This is a genomic window from Streptomyces sp. NPDC004647 (genome assembly GCF_040609575.1).
Classification (GTDB): Bacteria; Actinomycetota; Actinomycetes; order Streptomycetales; family Streptomycetaceae; genus Streptomyces.
The window spans coordinates 32,073-53,118 of record NZ_JBEXKU010000001.1 but is presented as its reverse complement, the minus strand read 5'-3'; the positions used below and the strand labels follow the sequence as shown (position 1 = coordinate 53,118).

The following is a 21,046-nucleotide window of genomic DNA, read 5'->3' as shown; positions in this document are numbered from 1 at the left end:
CAGCTGGGGTGATCGATCCGGAGAGGTGTTCGGGGTGGGACAACCACAGGTTCCGGGAAGCGGCGAAGCGCATTACGCCCGGATAGCGCCCCAGTTCAACGACCACTGGATGCACTCGAGGGAGTACGTCGCCTGGATGCGGCGGTCTATCCGCGACTACCTGCAGCCGGTGGAGGGCGAACACGCACTGGACCTGGGGTGTGGCACCGGCATCTACACTCCCGCTCTCGCCCCCACGAGAAGGCCCATCACAGTCATTGACCCCTCACCCGCCATGCTTGAGCAGACATTGCAACTGACCGCAGTCGGCCAAGCCGAGCTGCTGCCCGTTCTGGCCTCAGCTCAGGACGTCGCGCGGGGCAGCGCGCGTCTGCCCTTCCCCAAGTTCGACATGATCCTCGCCAAAGAGGTGATGCACCATGTGCCGGCAACCGACCGGATGGAGGTCGTCACCGGACTGGCGAGGCTTCTATCGCCCGGCGGACGCCTCCTGGTGACCATGCTTCCCACCACCATCAGCTACCCACTGTGGCCCGAAGCCCTGTCCCGGTTCACCCAGGGCCAACCTCAACCTTCAGTCATCGCCGCCACAATGCGCAGTGCCGCCCTCCACACCGAGCTGGGCTACGCCCACTTCCCCCTCCGATTCAGCCTGGACCGGTGGGAAACCATGGTCCGGGACCGCTTCATGTCTCTCCTGAGCACATTCAGCGCAGCCGAGATTGAGCGGGGCCTGGCCGAAGTCGCCGCTCAAATTCCGAGCGGGCAAGTAGCCTTTCCCGACCGATTCGCCTTCATCCTCGGCACCCAGAATTGAGGTGAAACGAATGGGTGGCAACGGCTGGGAAGCGCTCCTCGGGTGTGAGATCACTGCGGACGACGCGTGGATGTCCGAGGACCCAGAAGACGACTTGGCCCGTCCCACACGGCACACCGGGACAGTAAAGGCGGTCGAAGGCTTCGGCGCCGAGACCACGCTGCACCTGACGCTGAACAGCGGCCGCGAGATGCAGCTCCGCCCTCTCGGTTCCTGGACGATCAGCGACCCGCAGACCGGACAGGAGCTGTACTCCCCCGTCGTGACGGTCACCGTTCCCAAGGCGTTCGTCGATGCACTGCGACGCTGTCTCCCCAATAGGGCCTTCGTCGAGCTCTCCCGGCCCCGGCTTCGGCATCAGGATGACGAGGGCCGGAGGCGATCCTTTTCACCGGAGCAAGTCCAGGCGCTGGCCGATGCCGCAGCTCAGGTGTGGTGGGAGTGCCTCCAGAGCGCCGATGACAACGCCGATGAAGCAGAGTATTTCGCCACGGCCGCACGAACCGTGCTGGACCAGCTCCCGGTCGGTGGCATGCCCGGCATTATCCACCCCTGACCCTCGCGGCCGCATGGGCCCGGGGAGTGACGCGTCATTGATCCGCCATCACCCGCGGGCGTCCCATCCCACCGAGCGATCAGCAGGCGGAAGCGACGTCGATACAGTCCGCTCATAGCACCCAGGACATCCACACCGCGCCGTCCAATCTCCGACGACTCCCCTTGGCCGGGGAGAACATCACACTTCGCTACGCCCGGCGAGGGTGCTGTGTGAGCCGATGGCGTACGGCCGGTGAAGCTCCTTCGGCCCGTCTGACTCGCTCAACGGACTGTGGAGGCCTTTGGCTGACGAGGGGACCTTCATCCCCTTACAGAGCCAGGAGGACTTCGTGGCCTCCCCGGCTCCGCCCCTCCGCTCCCAAGCCGACACCGCTGCGGCTATCAACTGGTCCTGGAGGAATGCTGCTGGGGGTAAAACCGTCACATCGCATCGTCGCGGCCTTCTACAAAAGTTCATGCATGGCCGATCGCGAGGACCTTGAGGAGGCTTCCAGTCGACTTCTCAAGTCTATGGCTGCCCCACTGTCGTCGGCACGACTGCACGCGTCTTCCAGGCGCTGGATACGCGCAGCGCTGAAAGCGTACACGGCCGGCGAACCGGAGCCATCGGCAAGGAATACCTGGACAGGGTTGCGCGGAGAGTCGTGGAGAAGCTGGCCCGCTCGCGCGTCACCTATCGGGAGCGCTACGAGCGGCACGATGGCAAGACGTCTTCGGCGATGGCTGTAGGCGACGGTCGCTCGACGGCGAGGGTCAGCAGCTCGTAGTGGCTGTCCCAGGTGATCGGTCCGACACCCTGCCGCTGGCCTGGAGTCCCGCCCACTGGCACGTCTCCGTGGTACGTGGTGCACGAAACGGCGTGCCTGCGGCGACAACGAACAGGAGCGCGGTACTGCGGCACCCGAGCCCGCTGCATCGGTCTTTTCCCGCCAAGTGGGGTCCCGGCACTGCATTCAAATTCCCTTCGCTGCGTCCGATTCCGCCTCACGGAATGCCTTGCCATTAAGTGTTCCCCACGGCGGGAAAACAGCCCGTGTTTCGACGGGACGCCTTGTCCGCTCCGACGGTTGCTCGCCAGGCTCCTTCCGCACCCGAAATTCGGTGCACCAATCCTGCCTTCCGGAGGAGCAACAGATGACACGCCATAAGCTGGTTTCCACCGTGGCTTCCGGTGCCCTGGCACTTGTCGCCGCGACCGGCCTGACCATGGCAACCGCCCCGGTTGCGAATGCCGCGAATTCCTCGTCATGCACCTACAACATCAAGGACCAGGACATCTGGCCGACGTCGAATGGAGTCAACCTCCGCAACGGGCCCGGGACCGGTCATTACGCGAAAGGCCAGCTGCACTCCCGTGACCGCCTGACTGCTCTGTGCGGTAAGGGCGGCGGTCGCTGGGTGTACGCGAAGCTCGATAAGCGGTCGCGCTATGGAATGCGTGCCGGGACGCACGGCTGGATCTCCGGATACTACGTCAACTGGCAGACGTGCTTCCCCGAAGACGACCGCTGCCCGTCCAACCGCTGACCGGGCGTCGCCTCGCGCAGCCCGCCGTTGTGATGCCCGACCGCGCCGGGTGATATGGCGGACGGGGCCGGGGGCTGCACCGGCGATGCGCGGTATGGCGCGTTCCCGGCCGCCGTAGGGGCCTTCGTCGTGCGCCTGCTTCTGTACCGCGATAGCCACCGGCCCGAGGTTGGTGGCTATCGCGGTACAGAAGCAGGCCTTGTCGACGTTCCGGCGCTGTTGCCGCCCTCTCCCCGTCGAGCCCGCCTCAGCCGGTGGGGAGTATCGGTTCTCAGTAGTGGCGGTCCGCCGACCCACGGGCTGGCCGGGCGGGACCGCAGTCTGGCGCGTGGGGGTTGCTGCGCGGGCACCAGAGAATCGCGGCCGCCCGACAGCTCGGATCAGCCTCGTTGTCGACGCCAATCAGGCTGCCCAGCTCACACCGGCATGACGGGTCCAGGTTCACTGCTGGGGGGGCAGCGCGGATCGTGCCGGCGATCTGCGAGCAGCTCTACGCTGCCGGGACCGCGGCGCAGCACGGAGTGTAGCGCTCACCGCCTCCAGTCCGGTCCGACCGTCGGGCTTGGCCCCGATGCCTGGGTCTGGCTGGATTACTCGCCTCGTTCACGCCGAAAGGGGTTCGCGGCGGGCGCACCTGGCCTTGAGGCCGGTCGCGTCACCGGAGATACGGGTCGTCACGACGCCGCACAGGGCATCTGACACCAGCGCCGTGCGCCCGCCTCGATGCGCAACTCACGGGTACCGAGGCGCACCACCGGGCGATTGCTGCCCGGGCTGATGATGCTGCCGCTGGTGACCAGGAGAGTGCCGCGGCGATGGGTTCGCCGGTAGTCGCCTCTGTGCCTCCCGGCGGAGCCGTTCCCCTTCCAGGTAGGCGATGGTCCGCTCCAGCGTCTGGTGTCCGGCGACGACATCGGGATGGTTGGTATCCGCGCCATAAGCGTCGTCCATGAGGGTGGCCAGCATCTCCGCTCGCATCGTCTCCAGCCGCTTTCGCGGGAGTGAGAAGATCGAGGGCTTTCCATCGACCCCCGGCGCTGAGGCCATGTTTCTGCTGGCGATGGTGACCACCGCGTCGCGCATGCCCTCGGCTTGGCGGGCCGGGCACCCGTAGTGCTCGAACCGTCTGACCGGCTGGTGCATGACCAGCAGCAGTCGCTCGTGCAGGTGCATGAACGGAACCCGCCGCTTGCCCGGCTGCAGACGGGCCGCCTCGTGCTGGAGGAATTCGAATGTGATCCGGTCAAACTGCTCGGGCCCCAGATGCCGTTCCAACGTCACAACGTCGAGATAGTCCTGCACCGCGGACCGCCCACGCACTGCCTGAAGCGTCCGCAGCACGCAGTCCGCGAGGCCGGCAACCGGCACGCGGCCCCACAGCATCACGGTGTCCTGGCTTTGCGGCATCTGAGCCAGATCGACATTCACCGGCCCTGCCCCCGGCAGGGTGACCTTGAGCCTGCCGGTGACTCCCCGACGTGCTACGCCGTCATCGTCAGCTACCTGATACCCCAGCTGCAGCAACCGGCCGGCGATCGCTTCCCGGGCTTGCACAGGATCAAACGGGTGCTCGGACGTCAGATTGATGTCATAGGTGGCCCGCTCTGTAGCCCGATGCGCGGCCAAGGCCAGGCCCCCGGCCACCTGAAAGGCATAGCCACGGGCCGCGCAGGCATCCGCTGCATGAGCAGCAACGAACAAGCCGGCCCGCTGCTCTTCAGGTTTGCGCATCACGGCCTCATTTCAGTCAGCCGACAGGACGGGGAACCGCCGTTGCCAGACCTGCGCGATCGCGGCCGGCAGCATCAGGGACAGCGATGGCCACAGCGCGGTGAGCCGCGCCTCGTTCAGGACCTGTTGCTGGGCGTCGACGGTGCCCTCGGCCAGCACGTTCTGGTAGAGGAGGGCGCAGTCCTCGGTGTCGTCCACGAGGACCTCGGGGGCCAGCCCGCCGTAGTGCAGTTCGGTGGGAACCACCACGGGGCCGGATGCTGGCCCCTGGAGGGCGCCGATGTCGTCGACGACTTCAAAGCCCCGGCTCAGGAGGTAGTCCGGCACACCCGGACCGCTCAAGGCCTCCGCGATGTCCTGCGGCATCCCGGCGGGGAGGTCAGTGAGCATCGACGCGCGCGTCCGCGCAGCACGGTCGAGATCGAACAGTTCAGCCATGTCAGCGTGACTCCCAGCGAGGTTGTGTGCGGCCTGCAGCCGTCAAGCCTACGCACGCTCCCGCGTGCCAATACCAAGCACCAGGCCACTCGTTCACGGGCTGCCACCACAAGCCTGTGACGCGTGCCGCAGGGCGGGACAGCAGGCTCTACCGCCGCTTCCCACAGGATGCGCACCGCTGGAAGCCAGCCCCTGACCCCTCCCCCGCCGAGAAACGGCGGCACAAGGTTCGCGTGAGCGTCGCGACGGCGGCATCGAAATCCCACGTTGCGCACCGCACCGGCTCGTGGACCCGCCCCAGCGACCGGCCACTGGGAAGTGGCTCTGAATCAGCACCCGGTCGCTTCTTCATCTCTGCTCTGCGTTACCGCCTTCTCCCCCGCTCGTGCGGGGTGCGCACTGCAGCCGGTCTGCTGGCATCCGAGCCCAGAGGGGGGCACTCCTCTGCGGTTCGAACCGGCCCGCCGGCATGGCCGCTGGCGGCTCGGCGCGCTCCGCCCCCGTCGGGCTTAGTGCCGCACGCAACTCGGGTTCAACAACTCAAAACTCTCAAGTAAGAGTTGAGAGTTCACTCGAGTGGACCATGAGACTTTGGATCGCCACCGGCCGCCGCTGCTCCGGCTACCCAGTGGGCGGCCCGGGACTGCGCGGCCAACAATGCCGCCCAGCTCCGCTCGTCGCCGTCCATCCCATCCGCCTGCGCGTCGGCCAGGACCCGGTCAACGTGATCCCGCACATCCGCTGCGGCCCCGGCCGCAGCGGCAACCTTGGCCCGGCCCACCCGGTGCGCCCCCGCGGCATCCATGGCCTCCGTGATCGCTTGGGTGAGCGCATACTGCAGGGCACACGGCCGGCACCGACCATCCGGGCCGATCCTCGGCGCCGACCAGGAGCAGTCCCGACAACGAACGGGCATCTCAGCGACACCATCGGGGCCGGGCCCCGCCCTGTTACCGCGCAAGCCTCCCTCCGCCGCAACCTCCTCGTGCCGCGGTGTCGGCTGGGGCGGGCACACTGGGCAATGCCGCTTCCCCGCAGGCGGAGAATGGCCATGTGTGCTCCGCACTGCCGCTACCGCGTCCGCCCGTTCCCGCACTTCACGGCGGTGCGCCCGTTCTGCTGCGCACACCTGACAGGCGTCACCAGAAGCCCAGCGGACGCCGGACTCACACTTCGGATCGTGGCAGCCCCACCGCGGCAGAGCAGCTTTGAGCAGCCAGCCACCGGCGTTGCGGATCTCCGAGGGGCTCGTGGCGGCAAATCGCGCCTGCAGACGCTGGTACAAGCGTTCCGGCTCGATTCCCAGCGCCAGCTGTGCACCGACCTCCCGGGCCACCCGACGTTGCACGTACACGGTGGTCTGGCCAAGCAGGCACCGGACGGGTTCGAGGATCTGGTGGATGCGGGGGCTGAACGTCAGCGCTGGTCCGGCGTACGAGCCAACACCGCCCGAGGATCGGTTGGATGTGCAGGCTGGCGAGGGGGTGGTGGGTGGATCCGCGCGAAGCGCGAGACCAGCTGTGCCCTGGACAGCGGTCGTGTTGCACTCGGTCGGATTGTCCACAGGAGTCTCGCGCGTAGCTACCTGTACCTCGCCTACGGCGGGTGAAGAACACCCACCGTCGTCATCAAGTCGGTCAATCTGCAGGTCTTCCTTAGACGCGAGGGAACCTTCACTGCCGCGGGAACCCGATCCGTCACCAGCCTGGGCACTACTCCCCCACTTCCCCCTCTCCGAATTGGCGTCTCCCCCGCCGCCGCTCGGGTCCCCGGTAGCGTCCGCATCTTGCCGGGGGTGGTTCAGCACGACAAAGCCGTGACGACCCTGCCGACCCGCCCGACGCCGTACTTCGATCCATCCATGTGCATCTAGTGCATCAACGACTGCCCCCGCCGCTTCGGCACCAACAGGCTGGCCGGCACGCTTCCCCGAGTGATGGACGAGAATCTCGCCCAACTGCGTCTCGGAGAGCTCCGCGCCCATCGCGTCGGCGTACGCAAGCGCTGCCCACGCCCGCAACTGCCGGGGATCCAACTGCTCCGCAGCGACCACCGGAACCCACACGAACCGTTCGCTCCTGCTGATCGGACGAACCCGACGCAGGGCTGTAGTGCCCTGGCCGCCCGGCTTCGTGCGACGTCGGCTCGACAACTCCACGACCCCGTCGTGGGGGTCGGAGTTGCTCAGAGCGCGTAGAGCCCGCTCGACAGTCGACTTGCTCAACCGAAGGTACGAGCAGAGAACCCCCACCCCAGCCGTGCAGCCCTCCGGGCGCAACGCCAATGCAGCGACTTTGACGTATACCGACAAAGCCGCGTCTGGATAGTTCGGCGAGCACACGATGCGCCACGGCACCTTTACTCGATGGACACGCCCAGGGACAGGTTGAGCCGCAGAGCCGGCCCGCCTCGCGGGCTCACGCTGAGAGGTTTCTACTGGGGGCGGCGTGTGACCAGACGGCGCTTCACTGCGGGAAACGTGCAGGTCAAGAGCAGGGCACGGATCGGCTCTGGGCAGCACGAAACCGGCCCCGGGAGTGGCAGCTATGATGGACTCCGGAGCTAGTGCGGGAGAAAGAGGCAATGGAAAACTGACCGCTCGTCGCTTCGGCTTGGAGGGAGAGCGGGACAGGAGTGTTCAGTTAGCGGTTTGGCTGGGCGACACCTCTTCTCTGTGGCTCGGCGTTGGTACGACGCCGAGCGTTCTTGATGAGGTCGTGGGGGTGGTGCCCCGCGACCTCGCTATGCCGCAGGGCGGCGCCTTGGGGCACAGGTTCGAGAGCCTGTACTCCAAGGCGCCGCCCTGCTGTCTGGTTTCGTCGGATGCGGTAGCGCGGCTTGTGTAGTTTTCATGTCTCGGATGCGGCCTTCTTGGTAGCTGACTTGGAGGCCCGACGGTGCCGAGATTTCGGCATCTTCTCGAGCGTGTCCGGGAGCTCGGCGATCCATAGACCGATGGGAATGCGGAAGGCTGACCGTTCGGACAGCACGTCGAGCTCGAGGGCCGCGCGTTGTCCAGCTGTAGTGGCTAGTTGAACGCCGTCAGGCAGAACCCACATCGTCGTATTGCGAGTGGTGGCTGGGTCAGAAAGCGCCTCACGGGCAGTGTTTACTGCCAGTGCCTGCCACAACTCGAGTTGCTGCTTCGCGCTCCTGGGGCGTTTTTCACCCGGCCAAGCGATCTGGGCGACGCAAGCGTAGACGCGAAGGGCGACTACGTCTTCCTCAAAGTGAGGCTCGTGGATGACCCCAGCCTTGAGGGCCTTCCAGGCCCAATGCTCACTTACACCGGCTGCGCCGAAGAGCGCATGTGTGGTCAAGGCGTTGCGCGGCATTCAAAGGCCTTCCGGTCGCACCTGTATCAGCACACCGAAGGCTACAGGAAGCAACGCCCCTTCCCCTCGTGACACTAGGACATCGGCGTGTCCCAGTGGTTGCCGCATTAGCGAAAACTACCTGAAATCGGGCGTGTTCATGTAGGCGGCCCGCGACTTAGTTCCGCTGTCACGCGGATAGGTTGGGAAACTGATCGGAGGTGGGGGAGCCTGGAAGGCGAGTTGCAGAGCAGTTATGTAGTTAGGTCGCGGGCTAGCCACGTCGTAAGTTAGCGCGGTATAGCGAAGGTTGTATGTGGCGCGATAGCAATGGTTATACACATCGGTATATGGCCAGTTCACTGAGCTTGAGCGACGCTAGGCCTGCGACGGCCGTGCCCTGTCCAACTCAAATCTGAGCCCCAACCCGTCTCGGCGGGCGCAGTTTTGACAGGGGGCGGAAGAGCGGCCCCCGGCGCCGCCGTCCTTGGGGGCCGGAACCTTACGCTAACTGCGCAGCGCCATAGGATCCGGGACATGGCAAAGGGTATACCGGTCGCTTTCGCGGTCGGTATACCCTTCGTTATATTGGCTGGTGAGGAGCCGGTTTCAGCGCTGGGGAAGCGTTGGGCGTTGGAGCTCGCCCTCTGTCTCAAGCGCCTGGAGCAGCGCCGTGAGCGATGCTGACACAACGTAGAGGCCTTTGCGCGCGTAGTCCGCCTCCTGTAGAGCAAGGTTCAGTTCAGTGGAGTACGCCTGCGCCTTTGGCCCGATTCGATAGGTCGACTGCACACCGGCCTCCACGAATCCCATTCGCTCTGCAAGGAACTTCTGCGCCCAAGCAACTTGCGTCTCGATGTCCTGGGGGGCATGCCGCAACGCGGCGTCGAGGTAATGGCCGATGGCCAACTGTGGGTTGCGCGAAGTACGTCGATCGCGGCTCACTCGCGTCTTCAGCGAGCGGAGCACGTCAGGGACAATCCGGAAGCCCTGCATGCCCCAGGTGTTGGAGCAGATCTTGGCGTCGGCGAAGCTCTCGTGGACGGCCTGGTGAGCCCAAGGCCGTCCTTCCTGGAAAGCCAGCTCGCCTGATGACCTCCGGGTAGCGCGCTTGGGCTGGGGAGAAGCCGTTGCCGCGGCTCCTCCCGTATTCGTAGCCTTCGCGCTCGATACATTTCCGGGTCGATTGGGCTGAGCTGACGCTGCGACAACGTTGACCTTGTCGTCACTCGTTCGCAGAGCCCCAGTGCCGGCGTCATCCGTCGCCGGCACTGGGGCCGAGTCTGCAGCGGCGATTGGAGGGGATTCCACGTCTTCCGCAGCCGTCGCCGACTCGGCACGGTTGGCACCAGGGGAGGTCGCCACTGCATCGGTGAGGGTAGACACCGATGCAGCGAGCGGAGGGGGGAGGTCACCAGGGACGCGATCGGATCCCCCTCCGTTCGACGATGAAGGCGGGGGCTGTTCCTGCGTGGGGTCGCTAGCCAGTACCGCGTTCCTGGCCACATCATCGGCCCCTTGGATGACGTTAGCGAACACCCCGGTCTGACGAGCCCTCTTAGGGAAGGCCGCCGCCTTTTTTGCAGCTGGCTTCTTGGTCCTCCGACCTGCGGGGTTGTCAGGCAACGGTCTGCTCCACATCGATCATTGGGGCGACCTCCCAGGACTCCTCGGGGGTCTCCATACGAGTGAGTACTTCATCGAGCAGGGCTGCATAGTGCCTGCCCGGGGGGTGGTTGGCGTGCCTGAGGACTGCTGGAATACCGACGCCGAAGGCCGAGGAGATGCGGGTGTCGGTACGAATGTCGGTCTTAAATGGGAGCAACTTGGACGCCACCATGCCGTCGCGGACTTCGATCTCCTCACCGCTCCACCTGGACGGCGGGTTGGACTTGTCGAGCACGGCTCCCAGGTACCTCGGAGTGCATTCGCCAGCGGTCCGCTCAGGTACGAACTTCACGGAGCCGCGGAGGGTGACCGCTCCCTTGACGGTGGCGTACTCCGGGTTGCACACCGTCAGAACCCAGTCGCCGGCGCTCCATCCCACGATGGACAGTCCCTGCACTGCGGGAGGGGTGTCTACCACGACGAAGTCGTAGTCTGCGGCGATGCTGAGGAGCATCCTCCGGAGAACCGGCGTGGCCTTGTATCCCTCTGCGACTACGAGGTTCTGCGCGACGCTCATAGTGGACTCTTCGGAAGCCAACAGATGGAGGCTTCCTTCGCAATCCCAGCCCTCAAGGAGCTCGCTTCGGTCGAAGCGCAGGGCGCGCAAGTCCGGCATGGCTCCCTGAACGGCCAGCTGCAGCGCCAATCCGAGCGATCGCTTCTTTTCATCCTGCGTGATTTTGAGCCCCAGGGCCTCCCCGGCCTGAGCCTGAGGTTCGAGGTCAACGACGAGGACCCGACAGCCGGAGAGCGCGAGGCTCGCCGCGAGATTCACGGTGGTGGTTGTCTTCCCCACCCCGCCCTTCTGACTTGCCACCACGAGAACCTGCATGCGTCCGCACCCCTTTGAGTGAACTATGTGTCTGACTTGTTCTATTGATTCCCTGTGACACGCGGCATCTGGAGCGCCAATGTGGGTAATTTGTCCTGATTGGCGGCTTCGTGATCATGCCACTCTCCGCGTGTCACCCTGATCATCCACGCTGACGATACAGGAAGCACGTGCGCGTGGACCGAGTGACGCGCGACAAGGGGTCAGGCGGCACAAGGGCTGGTGCGGTTGTTGGCGAGGGCAGGTGATCGTTCGTTCCGTCGTCAGTTCCCGTGCCGACTAGGTCTGCTGGTCGCAATGCACGTAGCCCGACCCAGACGGTGGCCGTCCACTCGCTCCGAGAACGACTCGGTGATCGAGGAGTCTGGGGGATGCACGGTGAGACGAGGTGTCCGCTGGCTAGAGGTGACGGGCGCGCGGCAGGGGGGTGGTGCGCGCCAAGGCTGAGCAGGGTCCGAGCTCCGTAGTCAGGTGCCCTTGAAGCCCGGGCGTTCGTCGGCTGGGCGGCAGAGGAGTTGGGAAACGAGCGCGCTCGGTCGACACTCACATCTCTAGCGGACCGAGCGGCGGGTACGAAGGTGCGTCCGGTCGTGAGGGTAGAGGTCGGCAAGGTGCCGTGTCCGTCCGTGGGATGGGGCGCTGGCGATAACAGCGGGAAGCGAGCCGGGTGACTAGCTGACTCAATAGCTCGGTAGGGGATCGGGCTGAGCGCAAGGAGACTCAGTAGTAGGTGCATCAGCTAGTTCTGGCGCCCGTAATGCGATCAGCTGACCCGCTAGCAGATAAGTGGTGTAGCAGACCCGTTCGTCCACTCAGTAAGTCAGCCGCGCACTGGTACGCAAGTTAGGTCAGACGCAAAGTGAGTCGCAAGTAGATTAACAAGCGTACCGGCTAGTAAGTAGGTCCAAAAACGAGCGCGCATGGCAGCTGGCAAGGAAGCTAAGAGAGAGAGGGGCAAGCCTGTGCGCAGGTAGGTGCGTCGGCGTAGAAGCTTAGCAACTGATGGGTTCGTTCAGGGGCGAGGTAATGAGCAACCGGAACAGCTGGTCAGTAGGGTACGAGGCTCGATGGCAAGTCAAGAGGTGGGTCAGGTAGCTCGCATCGGGGCAATGTATGCGATCAGGAGGCACGTAGGCAAGGACTGTAGCTAGCAAGCTAGTTAGTTATAGCGCTATATCCATGAGCATTTCCATCGCAGCAAGTAACGTTAGCTCACAGACTATGTTGATCGACATAGTCGGTGACATATCTATCACCACATGCTTCGTTGCAACCATCATGATGTCCATCGTTATATGCACTGGTGGTGGCAGGTATTCAGACAGCTGGGACGTGCTCGATGAGCTGAGCTCACGTAGCAAGCCGGGCCCAAGGTTGGGTCCGAATTCTGAAGGGTTCCAGCATCGTCTAGAAGGTTCGAAGGCGGGTGGGACGACGGCAGCTGCCCGATCTGGGAGTAAGGGAGCGCACGATTGGAGGTAAATTATCCTCTATGTCGATCTCGGCGCACAGTGTTTGACCTGCGGCAATGCCGCCTAAGCGCCAAACGCTGAGGTGTTGGTGTGACTGGGCGGGGCCGGGGCTGATAGGCCCTCCAGGGGGCGCACACGGGCTTCTCCGGTACGCAAAGCCGATCCGCCCAATTGGCCAGCGCGCATGCCTACATGACGAGACCGAGCGCTTGAGTTGGCCCGCTGAAGCGTCTGCTCCTCCATACTCTGAAGCTGACGGCCTTGTCAGTGGCTCCGGATACGGTGCGGGGTGTTGGGCCGAACGGAGATCGTGAGGGACTCGCGGCCATGGGGGCGGGTGTAGAAGGTCCCCGGCATCCAGCTCGGGAATGGAGTGGTATCCGTGTCCCCACCCCCACCCACCTCCGCCGACCAGAGCCCGGGCTTCGCGGTGAGCGTCGGAGTTGGCCCAACGGGCCAAATGAAACGCTCAGTTACCCATGTGTGTGTCGGGTGCGTTTCATTTGGCGAGTGAGCGCGATGCTTGGCGACTCCGAGCGCGATAGTTGGCGATCTCGTGACCAGCTTGCGGAACCGGCCCTGAGCAGACGAACGCTGGTCACGCTGCGGACTGCGATCGGCCGGCGCGTCTCTAGGCCGCCGTGAGCGGTGGCTCACCACCCCGTTCACGGGCGCTATGCGGTTTCCGCACACGCATCGATGCCGGTGAGCTCGGCCGAGAGCGTCCACAGACGCGCAGCCTGCTTGGGATCGGACGCGTATTCGCGCACGCCGACCAACGCGTCATCGCCCGCGGCAGGCTCGGCGATGTCGCAGTCCTCGCAGTAGACGCCGCCCATATCGGCCAGCTTCGGGGAAGTCGCCGCCCACACCTGCGTTGCCGCGCCTTGCTCAGGCGTCTTGAACGTGGGGTCGACCAGGTTGCCGTCCTCGTCTATCCAGCCGGCGGCGACCATCTCCTCGTCGGAAAGGTGGCGCTGCAGCGGGGTGAGAATTTTACCGGGATGCAGCGAAAACGCCCGCACTCCGGCGTCGCGGCCAAGCGCGTCGAGGTGCACGGCGAACAGTGCGTTGGCCGTTTTCGCCTGCGCGTAGGCCTGCACCTTGTCGTAGCCGGCCTCGAGTTGCACGTCGTCCCACCGGATGCCCGAGCCGTGGTGGCCGGCGGAGGAAACGGAGACGACGCGGGCCCGGCCGCGCGCGATCGCTGGCCAGAGCCGATTGACGAGCGCGTAGTGACCGAGATGGTTGATCGCGAACTGCGCCTCCCAGCCGGGGCCGACCCGCGCTTCCGGGCAGGCCATGATCCCGGCGTTGTTGACGACGATGTCGACGCTGCGGCCCGAAGCGACGAAGCGCTCGGCAAATCCCCGGACGCTCGACAGGTCGGCAAGGTCGAGCTCGTCGACCTCGACGTTGTCGATGCCATTGACCGCTTCATGAGCGGTCGCTCGCCGCCGGGCGGGGACGACGACGTGGGCGCCGGCGCGGGCGAGCGCCCGTGTCGTCTCCAGACCGAGGCCCGAGTAGCCGCCGGTAACGATCGCCAGCTTTCCGGAGAGGTCGATCCCGCTCAGGACGTCGTCCGTGGTGCTTCGGGCTCCGAACCCCGATCCGATCTTGTGCTGAGGTGTGATCATGAACCGAACGCTACGCATTGGAGCATGCTCTATGGCAAGGCCAGAGCAAACCACTCGGCCGAGCAGGCCTGATGCGATGGCGCACCCATAGCGCGAGCCCACGCCAACCTACTGAGCGCTGGAATTGGCGAAATGCGCCAACTGCAGCGCTCAGTGTGCGACACGACCCCAAGTAAGTAAGGACAGCCACGTGAAGGAGGTAAAGAGGGGCCCGAGGACCACCACATGCCACCTCCCTGTATCGCCCGCTCCAGAGCTCATGATCAATCAGCCCCAATGTCGCGACCAACGAGATCATGGTGCGAGCGACAGCCCAGGCAAACTGACCACGAAGACCGAACACACACGGCAGTTCCGCAGGCGACGACAATGGTGCGGCCAACGCCTTCCGCTGTGCCATAGGGATCTGACCTGCAAGTTTATGGTGAATCCCTGCGTGAAGGCCGATCAGCGTCGGGCCGGGGTGAATCCCTTCCGGAGCTAGGGTTCGCCCCACAGGGAGCCGTACAGAGGATCTTCGCAGGTCAGAAGGGGTGGGATATACCGAGAAAGAACATGCACCACGACACCAAGTTGGCCACTCGTGACCCCGGAGAGTCGGCGCTCCGGGGATGCCCGCCCACGTCTCCCTCGGCCGGCTGCACCTGATCATCCAGGCCGCGATGGGCTGGGACGAGGGTGCCACGTGCACGCCCCGGACCTCGCGCATCACCGCCCCGGCGGACCCGTCATCCTCGGACACCAGGTGAGTGCTCGGGTGGGTTGCGTCGGCGCAGTGTTTCGCTGCGTGCCGTTACTCCGCCCCGTAGGCCGGATCGGCGGAGAGGCGGCCAGGGAGCCCTTGGCGGTCGTCCCCCCGCTAGGAATAGCCGCCACTTGCCGGGAGGGGAAACGGTGAGCGAGAACGAGCAGCCCGAGCGTGAGCACGACAAGGATGCGGGGGCGCGGCAACCGCCCGAGACGCCGATTGTGGACTCGGGCTCCTCGCCATCGCCGCGGTCGAGTACGAGGCCGCGCTGCGCCACCTGAACTCGCCTGCGGTCGGCGGCCCCGGCCCCGAGATCGCCCGGAACCTGCCCGGCGGCAGCAAGATAACGCGCGCGTTCCATGATCGTGGATACCGACGCTCAGGGCACCGCGTCCCACCCGCTCGGCCGGCCCGAGATCGACCTGTGCCGTACCTGCCTCGTGCCCGTCGACCAGCCCTCAGCCGAGTGCACCAACCCCTTCAACCCTCACGAGGGCTTGACCTGAGCAGCGGATACCGGCCCCGGAAGAGCACCGGCCGATGCGCTACTCGGCGGCCAGGAAGCCGTCCAGGTCCTCGGGTTCGAGCAGGTCGATCCACGCCAGCCCGTCGGGCATCGGTCTCAGGCCGGTGATGAGCCGTTCGGACTCCTCGGCCGAGGAGGGGGCGACCACCACGCCGCAGGTCCGCGGCATGGTGGTCGTGCACGCTGCTCCCGGAACTTCAGCGGGAATGCACTAGTCACCCTCGTGAACGAGCAGGTCCACGACACCTTTCTCAGCCGTCCTGAGTCGGGTCGCGGCCTGTTCGTGCAAATCTGCGCCCAAAGGATAGAGGAGGCTTGTCACCTCCCACGCCAAGGCTGCCGTGTAGAAGAAACTGACGGCCTCTGGAACGTGCGCGTCGACGCAGCCATTGCAGATGACCGATTGGGTCCCATCGGGGCGGTGGCCCCAAAGTTGCAGATGCTGATCGTGCTCGAACGGGATTCCGCACAGTAGGCAGTCGATGGGGGAAAGCTGATCGGCAATGGCCAACCGGTACAGCAGAGGGTGCCCACAGGAACTGGTCATGCAAGCACGTTAGCCGGGCACAGCTCCCGCTGATGCGAGAGACGACCGTGTCGGCACAGCGTCCAAGTTCGACGTAACTCAATCGCAGGAGGCCAGTGCTTCGTCGGGGGTAGTTGGCCAGGGGATGGGTGAGACCCCAGTCGTCCATTCCCCGGCGGAGGTGGCAGGCGTCGCCCTGAGCTTCGCGTTTTCCCAGCTCAGGCGCGGTACGACAGTTGTCCTGCAAATGCGACACCTATCGTGCTCAGCCTCACCCAGGTCGAGGCGTGGCGTTGACCATGCACTGCAGCCCCGGCCGCTGCCGGGTGGTTCCCAGTTTGGGAACCACCCGGCAGACGATCAGGTCACTCAATCGTGGGTGTCGGGAGCTGCTCAGTCATTCGTGTGGATGAGCACGGAAGTTGTCATGATTGCACGACAACTGTCGTCTCACCGTGGAGCGTGTCGAACCCTCAGCGACGCAAGGCTCACGGCCGGCATGGGGAGGCGACAAGTAGCATGCGAACGACACGACAGTTGTCCTGCAACTTTGCCAGTGACGCCGCAGACAAGATCGATCCGGATGGGAACTCAGGACGTGTGAGCGCGAGAAGGCCGCTGCGATCGCGACACGCAGATCGCCCTTCAGTACCGGGAGCTCAGCCTGGAAGGAGCGATGTGGTCAGGAGGCTCCGTCAGTCCAGAGACGATCAAGCTGGTGGCGAGTGCGGTAGCAGAGTCAGTACGCCGAGACGATGCTCCGAGGTCTCTCGGAGAGCAAGACACCGGAGGAGACGCTTCGTGGCCTGCTGGCGATCTTCTGGGCGCAAGGATTCAACGTTGGCACCCTCTACGCCGATATGCAGGGCGGAGAGCGGACGGTGTAGGACCTGGCCAGCGGCACGATGGCGACTACCGCGCCGAGTCACACCTTGTGCCTCTGCGAGCAATCTGTCCGATCGGGCAGCTCCTGGTGGAGGAAGTCGGTGGCGCGTGCCAGCGCCTGATGTGCTCCCTCTGTCGTGGTGGCGGGCTGCTTACGCTCGCGTGCCAGCTGGTGGATCGCACGGACGAAGGCTTCCAGAAAGTCACTGAAATTCGCGCGCTCCAGAGGAGTCTGACGGTCGTCAGCGGTCTCGGAGAGCTCATCCAGCCAATACGCGGCCATGCCGGCGACGACCAGACCGTCGCGATGCTGAAGCAGTTGGCGGGTGATCCGCTGGGCGATGGGGAAGCGACGCTCCTGCGCACTCACCCGAAGCCGTTCTGCTCGTTCCTCGGCCACCCGGCGGTCTTCGTGCTCACGAGCGACCTCGGGCGAGCGTCGTTCGTACGGTTCACGTAGCTGTTCAGCCGCCAACCGTCGAGCCTTCTGGTAGGCGCCGTGTTTGGTGCTTACGCAGAGCGGCTGGATGAAGTGATGCCATGGCAGACCTGCAGCGCGGCCGTCGTCAATCGCCTTCAACTGACCGCGGTCGGTCTGCTCGCGCAGATACTGCCACAGCGTTGCCCGCAGCACGGCTGCCTCGCCGACCACATTCAACCCGTCAACGGGTTTCAGATGGCCCGCCATCCGCTCTGCGTGCCGTAGTCCGAGAAAAAGCTCCGCCGAATCAGGAAATCGTTCGAATTCGGGATCCTCCCCGAGTCTGTGAAGCTCACGTAGGCGGTCCATCAGAGCTGTCGCGTTGACATCTCCCAACCGAATCGCCTGCCGCCCCGGACGGGGCTTTCTGGGCTGCGTCATGTCAGGTTGCGCCGAGGGTATCGGTGCGGCTTTGCTCGGATCCGAGAAGTGAGGGACTGCCTACTGAGCCCGCGGTGTACTGGTGAGGCTTCCATGACCGCAGTGTCCAGGGTTAGAGCCTAGCTGGCCAGTGTCCGCCCTCGGCGCCGCGCTACCGAGATAGCCGCGGTGCAGGCGTGGGTCTCTGCGCCGGATGGGAGGCAGCGGACGATGCTGCCCTCACGCCTCGCTTGCGACGAAGTCGGCTGCGAGGTAGCTGCGGGGCGACTCGTCCCCTCCGTTGAACTTGCAGTCGAGCTTCTCGTACTCCGGGTCTCCTGGCCGATGACGCTCTGGCGAAGGCTCCCGTCCTGACCCGGTCGTCGTCGCGCACTGGCCTGCTGTGACGACTGCGGTGTACTTCCTCTGCACTGCGGTGGCCGGCACCGGCCTCGCGTGGCATCCGTCCCCGTGCCGGCGCATCGCTCGTGCGTCACGTCACCGCATCCACAAACTGCCGGGCGATAGGGCCTGGCTTGTACTTCAGTGAGCGGGTGTACACGGCTTCGGAAGTCGCGCCATAGGCCACCGGATCGTCGAGCAACTTATCGACAAGATCGAGCAGCTCGTGGGGACCGTGCACCGGCTCCGCCAGTAGTTCCCGCCCCCTTATGGCCGGCTCTAGCAGAGCAGGAAGGTTGCCCACCCGGCTGGCGATCACCGGCGTACCCACGCTCATCGCCTCTAACGCAACAAGCCCGAAAGCCCCGCGCATCGAGGGAACGATCACCGACGACGCCTCGGCGAGCCAGGCGGGAATGTCCCTCCAGGACAGTTGTGGGAGAAGAGAGATGTTCGCCGCGCTGTCCACGATCTGGCGGCAGGAATCCAGCAGTTCGCCCTGGTCGCAGTCGGTCTCCCGGTTGCCGGATAATGCCAACGTCACCTCCAGTCTGCGGTGCCAGGTCGCCGCCGCGGTGAGCAGTGGAGCGATGCCCTGATCGGGTCCAAGCCCGGCCAGCATCCGCACCGGCGCGCTGCGCCGCGCCATCCGCTTCTCGTAATCGTGCGATCGGTGATCGTGCAGGAGTGCGTTAGGGACAACTTTCCACGCAGAGGGGTCCCAGCCCGCCATTGCGGCCTCAAGCCGTACGACGAGAGAGGGAATGACTACCTCATGTGTGTGGGGGAGTACCTGGGCAAGGTCTTCCCCACTTGGCAGGGTATGGACGGCTAGGACACGGCGAACTCCTTCGGGCAGGCTGACGCTGAGACGGCCCAGCCCCCACAGCGCATCCATGAAGACGACGGCGTCTGCCTGGTGGCGGTCGACGACTGTCAGCAACTGTGTCTGGAGTGCGGCTTCGTTGGCAGCCATCGCTTTGCGCAGGGAGTCCTCATCGCAGGGGAAAGCGACCGGAAGGCTCAGCTGCTCTACCGCGACGCCGGGAAGGCCCGAGCTGGACGGCTGATGCGCGCCGGTCACGATGGTCGCTCGGTGGCCCACCGCGGCAAGTCCAACAGCGAGCGCAGCTGTAGCCCGCTCCATGCCAGTGGGAGCATCCATCTGCCAAGAAGCGAGGATGAGAACGAAGCTGCGCTTGCGGAGTGCACGCATAGGGTGTGGACCTTCTCCGGGGGAGGGGAGAGCGTATGGGTGGCTGATGCTTCGCACAGGGCACGGGCTGCCCTCGCTGGCTGGCCACATTCTCTCGTGCCGACACTCTCGCTGGCAGACGGGTGGCGGAGCGGGCCGCATCGACAAGTTCCGCGCTTGTTCGCATGCTGTCGGCCCACGGAGAGACGGCTGTAGTCCCGGGTGCCGGCATGGTGAGTGGGGAGCGCGGCATCCGGCAGGCACGGCGATCGCCCGGATGGATCGCTCCTCGTGTCGGTACCGCACTCGCGACCATCCTCCGTCCCGTGTCGCCGGATGGAGGATGGCCGCCGTAATCATGCTGGTCGGTCCAGCCGTGTGCCCACCGGAGCGAAGTGATCGGGGATCGGCTCAGTGACATCCCACTCGATCAGCCCGGCACCACGCCGCTGGTAGTGGGCCTGCTTCACGCGCTTGCGCCGGTCGTAGGATTCACGGCCGCGGATCCCGTACACCTCTACGTAGTTGGGCGGCTCGGTGTCGGTGAGGACGAAATCGGGAAAAACCGCATCGGTTCCGTCGTATCGGACGGGCTTGATGTAGGCCCGGCCGTTGTCGGCGAGGGCGTCGGCCATGACGACTTCGTGGCTGGAGTCGAGTCCGCAGGGATGTAGAGGCGGCTGACCAGCATGGCCGCCATGTCGACGACCGTCAGGTAGCCCTTGGGGCTAAGCTCCACCAGGAACAGGCCGATCCGCCGGGCTTCGAGCTCGGCGGTGGCCTGGGAGAAGGCCGGACGGTACGGGCGGCGTATCCGTTCGTCCAGGGCGGCGGTGGCGAAGAGCGCGCCGCGCTGGTGGGCGAGTGTGTACCGGACGCCGTACTGGGTGGGGTTGACGTCCTTGATCTCACCGAGGATCAGGCCGCGGCGTTCAGTGTCGCCCTGTCGCCCCAGGCGTGCGCGGAACGTCTCGAACGCCGCGGCGTTGCGGGCGGAGGCTTCCCTCCGGAACGGCGGCACCACGTACATGGCGTCGCCCAGGTCCTCCTGGTTGATGGAGCATCCGGTGACCTGTTGCCGTAGCCGGGAGTGGCAGATCCACCAGTTGCGGCGTCGCCAGCGCGGGTGCCACGCGGTGAGCTGCGACTCCTCCCACAACCAGTGGAGCAGGCCCAGAAGTCCCACTGTCCGACGGGCACGGCCTTCGCGCTGTTCCGCGGAGGCCTTGGCAGGTTCCGGCTCGGAGAGCTTGCGGGCGAGCGCGGCGTCGAACCGGATCGAGATGCCGCTGTCGGACTCGCGGATGGCCTCTGTGCTGTAGGTGTCGCGGCCGGACAGTCCGGGGGCGAGCTTGTGGAAGGCGCAGTCCGCTTCGTGGCGCTCGCCCTCTCCGGGCCAGCCGGCCAAGTGGTAGCGGCCCGCTCGACTGCACCGGATAACCAGCCGAAGGGCGGGCGTGCGGCACAGGCACTGGGCGTGCCCCACCTCGGCCTTGGCCCGGGCGAAGACGGTGGCGTAGTCGGCGGCGTGCCCCCGAAGAGCGGCGAGGGACAGAGTTCTGCCAGCCAGCCGCACACGGCCGTCTGCTTCGCTGCCCATCCGTGCGCCCCCTGTCCGTCGCGATTCTGGGCCCCCTCACTCGCCTCCTCAACTGGGCCCAGAGCACCGGCGCGAACGCGATCGAGGATCTGGACTTCGAGCGGGAGAAGACAAGGGAGAAGCACGGCCGACGGAAGAGCTTACGCAGGCTGATCTCCCGCTCCCCCACCGCCAAGCTGAAGACCCGCATCATCTCCAGGGCCGCCGAGCTGCGCATCAACGTGATCGGCGTCGACCCTTCGTACACATCCCGTTGGGGCGCCGAGCACTGGCGGCCGATGCAGGCGCCTCACCGTAAGACCACTCGTCACGATGCCCCTGGCCTC

17 protein-coding genes are annotated in these 21,046 nt (G+C 65.4%); 6 read left to right on the top strand and 11 right to left on the bottom strand.

The features are described from left to right. The first annotated feature begins 34 nt into the window (after positions 1-34). From ABZW18_RS00205 to ABZW18_RS00195, 3 genes are all read left to right on the top strand, one after another. On the top strand, positions 35-817 hold the full coding sequence (locus ABZW18_RS00205; RefSeq protein ID WP_356179810.1) for a class I SAM-dependent methyltransferase: 783 nt from the start codon (positions 35-37) through the stop codon (positions 815-817). 10 nt (positions 818-827) lie between these two features. After that, positions 828-1,373, top strand: a complete 546-nt coding sequence (locus ABZW18_RS00200; RefSeq protein ID WP_356179809.1) for a hypothetical protein — start codon at positions 828-830, stop codon at positions 1,371-1,373. Between the two features lie 1,136 nt (positions 1,374-2,509). Continuing rightward, complete coding sequence (locus ABZW18_RS00195) at positions 2,510-2,902, top strand: SH3 domain-containing protein (RefSeq protein ID WP_356179807.1); 393 nt, start codon at positions 2,510-2,512, stop codon at positions 2,900-2,902. A 732-nt stretch (positions 2,903-3,634) separates the two neighbouring features. Here ABZW18_RS00195 and ABZW18_RS00190 read toward each other — a convergent pair. The 6 genes from ABZW18_RS00190 to ABZW18_RS00165 form a co-directional block, all read right to left on the bottom strand. Further along, on the bottom strand, positions 3,635-4,633 hold the full coding sequence (locus ABZW18_RS00190) for a hypothetical protein (RefSeq protein WP_356179806.1): 999 nt from the start codon (positions 4,631-4,633) through the stop codon (positions 3,635-3,637). Positions 4,634-4,645: 12 nt separating this feature from the next. Beyond that, on the bottom strand, positions 4,646-5,071 hold the full coding sequence (locus ABZW18_RS00185; RefSeq protein WP_356179805.1) for a hypothetical protein: 426 nt from the start codon (positions 5,069-5,071) through the stop codon (positions 4,646-4,648). A gap of 2,849 nt (positions 5,072-7,920) precedes the next feature. Further along, positions 7,921-8,406, bottom strand: a complete 486-nt coding sequence (locus tag ABZW18_RS00180) for a hypothetical protein (protein WP_356179804.1) — start codon at positions 8,404-8,406, stop codon at positions 7,921-7,923. Positions 8,407-8,994: 588 nt separating this feature from the next. Then, positions 8,995-9,381, bottom strand: a complete 387-nt coding sequence (locus ABZW18_RS00175; RefSeq protein ID WP_356179803.1) for a hypothetical protein — start codon at positions 9,379-9,381, stop codon at positions 8,995-8,997. Between the two features lie 622 nt (positions 9,382-10,003). Continuing rightward, complete coding sequence (locus ABZW18_RS00170) at positions 10,004-10,885, bottom strand: ParA family protein (RefSeq protein WP_356179801.1); 882 nt, start codon at positions 10,883-10,885, stop codon at positions 10,004-10,006. 2,146 nt (positions 10,886-13,031) lie between these two features. Further along, positions 13,032-13,997 carry an SDR family NAD(P)-dependent oxidoreductase gene (locus ABZW18_RS00165; RefSeq protein ID WP_356179799.1) on the bottom strand — a complete coding sequence of 322 codons (966 nt, stop codon included), beginning with the start codon at positions 13,995-13,997 and terminating at the stop codon, positions 13,032-13,034. A 611-nt stretch (positions 13,998-14,608) separates the two neighbouring features. Here ABZW18_RS00165 and ABZW18_RS00160 point away from each other — a divergent pair. Together ABZW18_RS00160 and ABZW18_RS00155 are read left to right on the top strand one after the other, a co-directional pair. Beyond that, a complete protein-coding gene (locus ABZW18_RS00160) occupies positions 14,609-14,746 on the top strand; it encodes a hypothetical protein (RefSeq protein WP_356179798.1) in 138 nt (45 codons plus the stop codon). A 358-nt stretch (positions 14,747-15,104) separates the two neighbouring features. Further along, entirely contained in the window at positions 15,105-15,251 is a 147-nt protein-coding gene (locus ABZW18_RS00155) for a hypothetical protein (RefSeq protein ID WP_356179797.1), read from the top strand. A gap of 39 nt (positions 15,252-15,290) precedes the next feature. Here ABZW18_RS00155 and ABZW18_RS00150 read toward each other — a convergent pair whose 3' ends face one another. Continuing rightward, complete coding sequence (locus ABZW18_RS00150) at positions 15,291-15,440, bottom strand: hypothetical protein (protein WP_356179796.1); 150 nt, start codon at positions 15,438-15,440, stop codon at positions 15,291-15,293. Between the two features lie 42 nt (positions 15,441-15,482). Continuing rightward, on the bottom strand, positions 15,483-15,818 hold the full coding sequence (locus ABZW18_RS00145; protein WP_356179795.1) for a hypothetical protein: 336 nt from the start codon (positions 15,816-15,818) through the stop codon (positions 15,483-15,485). 734 nt (positions 15,819-16,552) lie between these two features. Here ABZW18_RS00145 and ABZW18_RS00140 point away from each other — a divergent pair. Further along, the gene (locus tag ABZW18_RS00140; protein ID WP_356179794.1) at positions 16,553-16,684 is read left to right on the top strand and encodes a hypothetical protein; all 132 of its coding nucleotides are present in this window, start codon (positions 16,553-16,555) and stop codon (positions 16,682-16,684) included. 38 nt (positions 16,685-16,722) lie between these two features. On the opposite strand, the gene ABZW18_RS00135 is transcribed toward ABZW18_RS00140, so the two are convergent. From ABZW18_RS00135 to ABZW18_RS00125, 3 genes are all read right to left on the bottom strand, one after another. Then, on the bottom strand, positions 16,723-17,370 hold the full coding sequence (locus ABZW18_RS00135) for a hypothetical protein (protein ID WP_356179793.1): 648 nt from the start codon (positions 17,368-17,370) through the stop codon (positions 16,723-16,725). Positions 17,371-18,016: 646 nt separating this feature from the next. Beyond that, positions 18,017-19,141 carry a glycosyltransferase gene (locus tag ABZW18_RS00130; protein WP_356179792.1) on the bottom strand — a complete coding sequence of 375 codons (1,125 nt, stop codon included), beginning with the start codon at positions 19,139-19,141 and terminating at the stop codon, positions 18,017-18,019. Positions 19,142-19,637: 496 nt separating this feature from the next. Beyond that, positions 19,638-20,720, bottom strand: coding sequence for a DUF1173 family protein (locus tag ABZW18_RS00125; protein ID WP_356179790.1), 1,083 nt, complete (start codon positions 20,718-20,720; stop codon positions 19,638-19,640). Between the last annotated feature and the right edge of the window lie 326 nt (positions 20,721-21,046).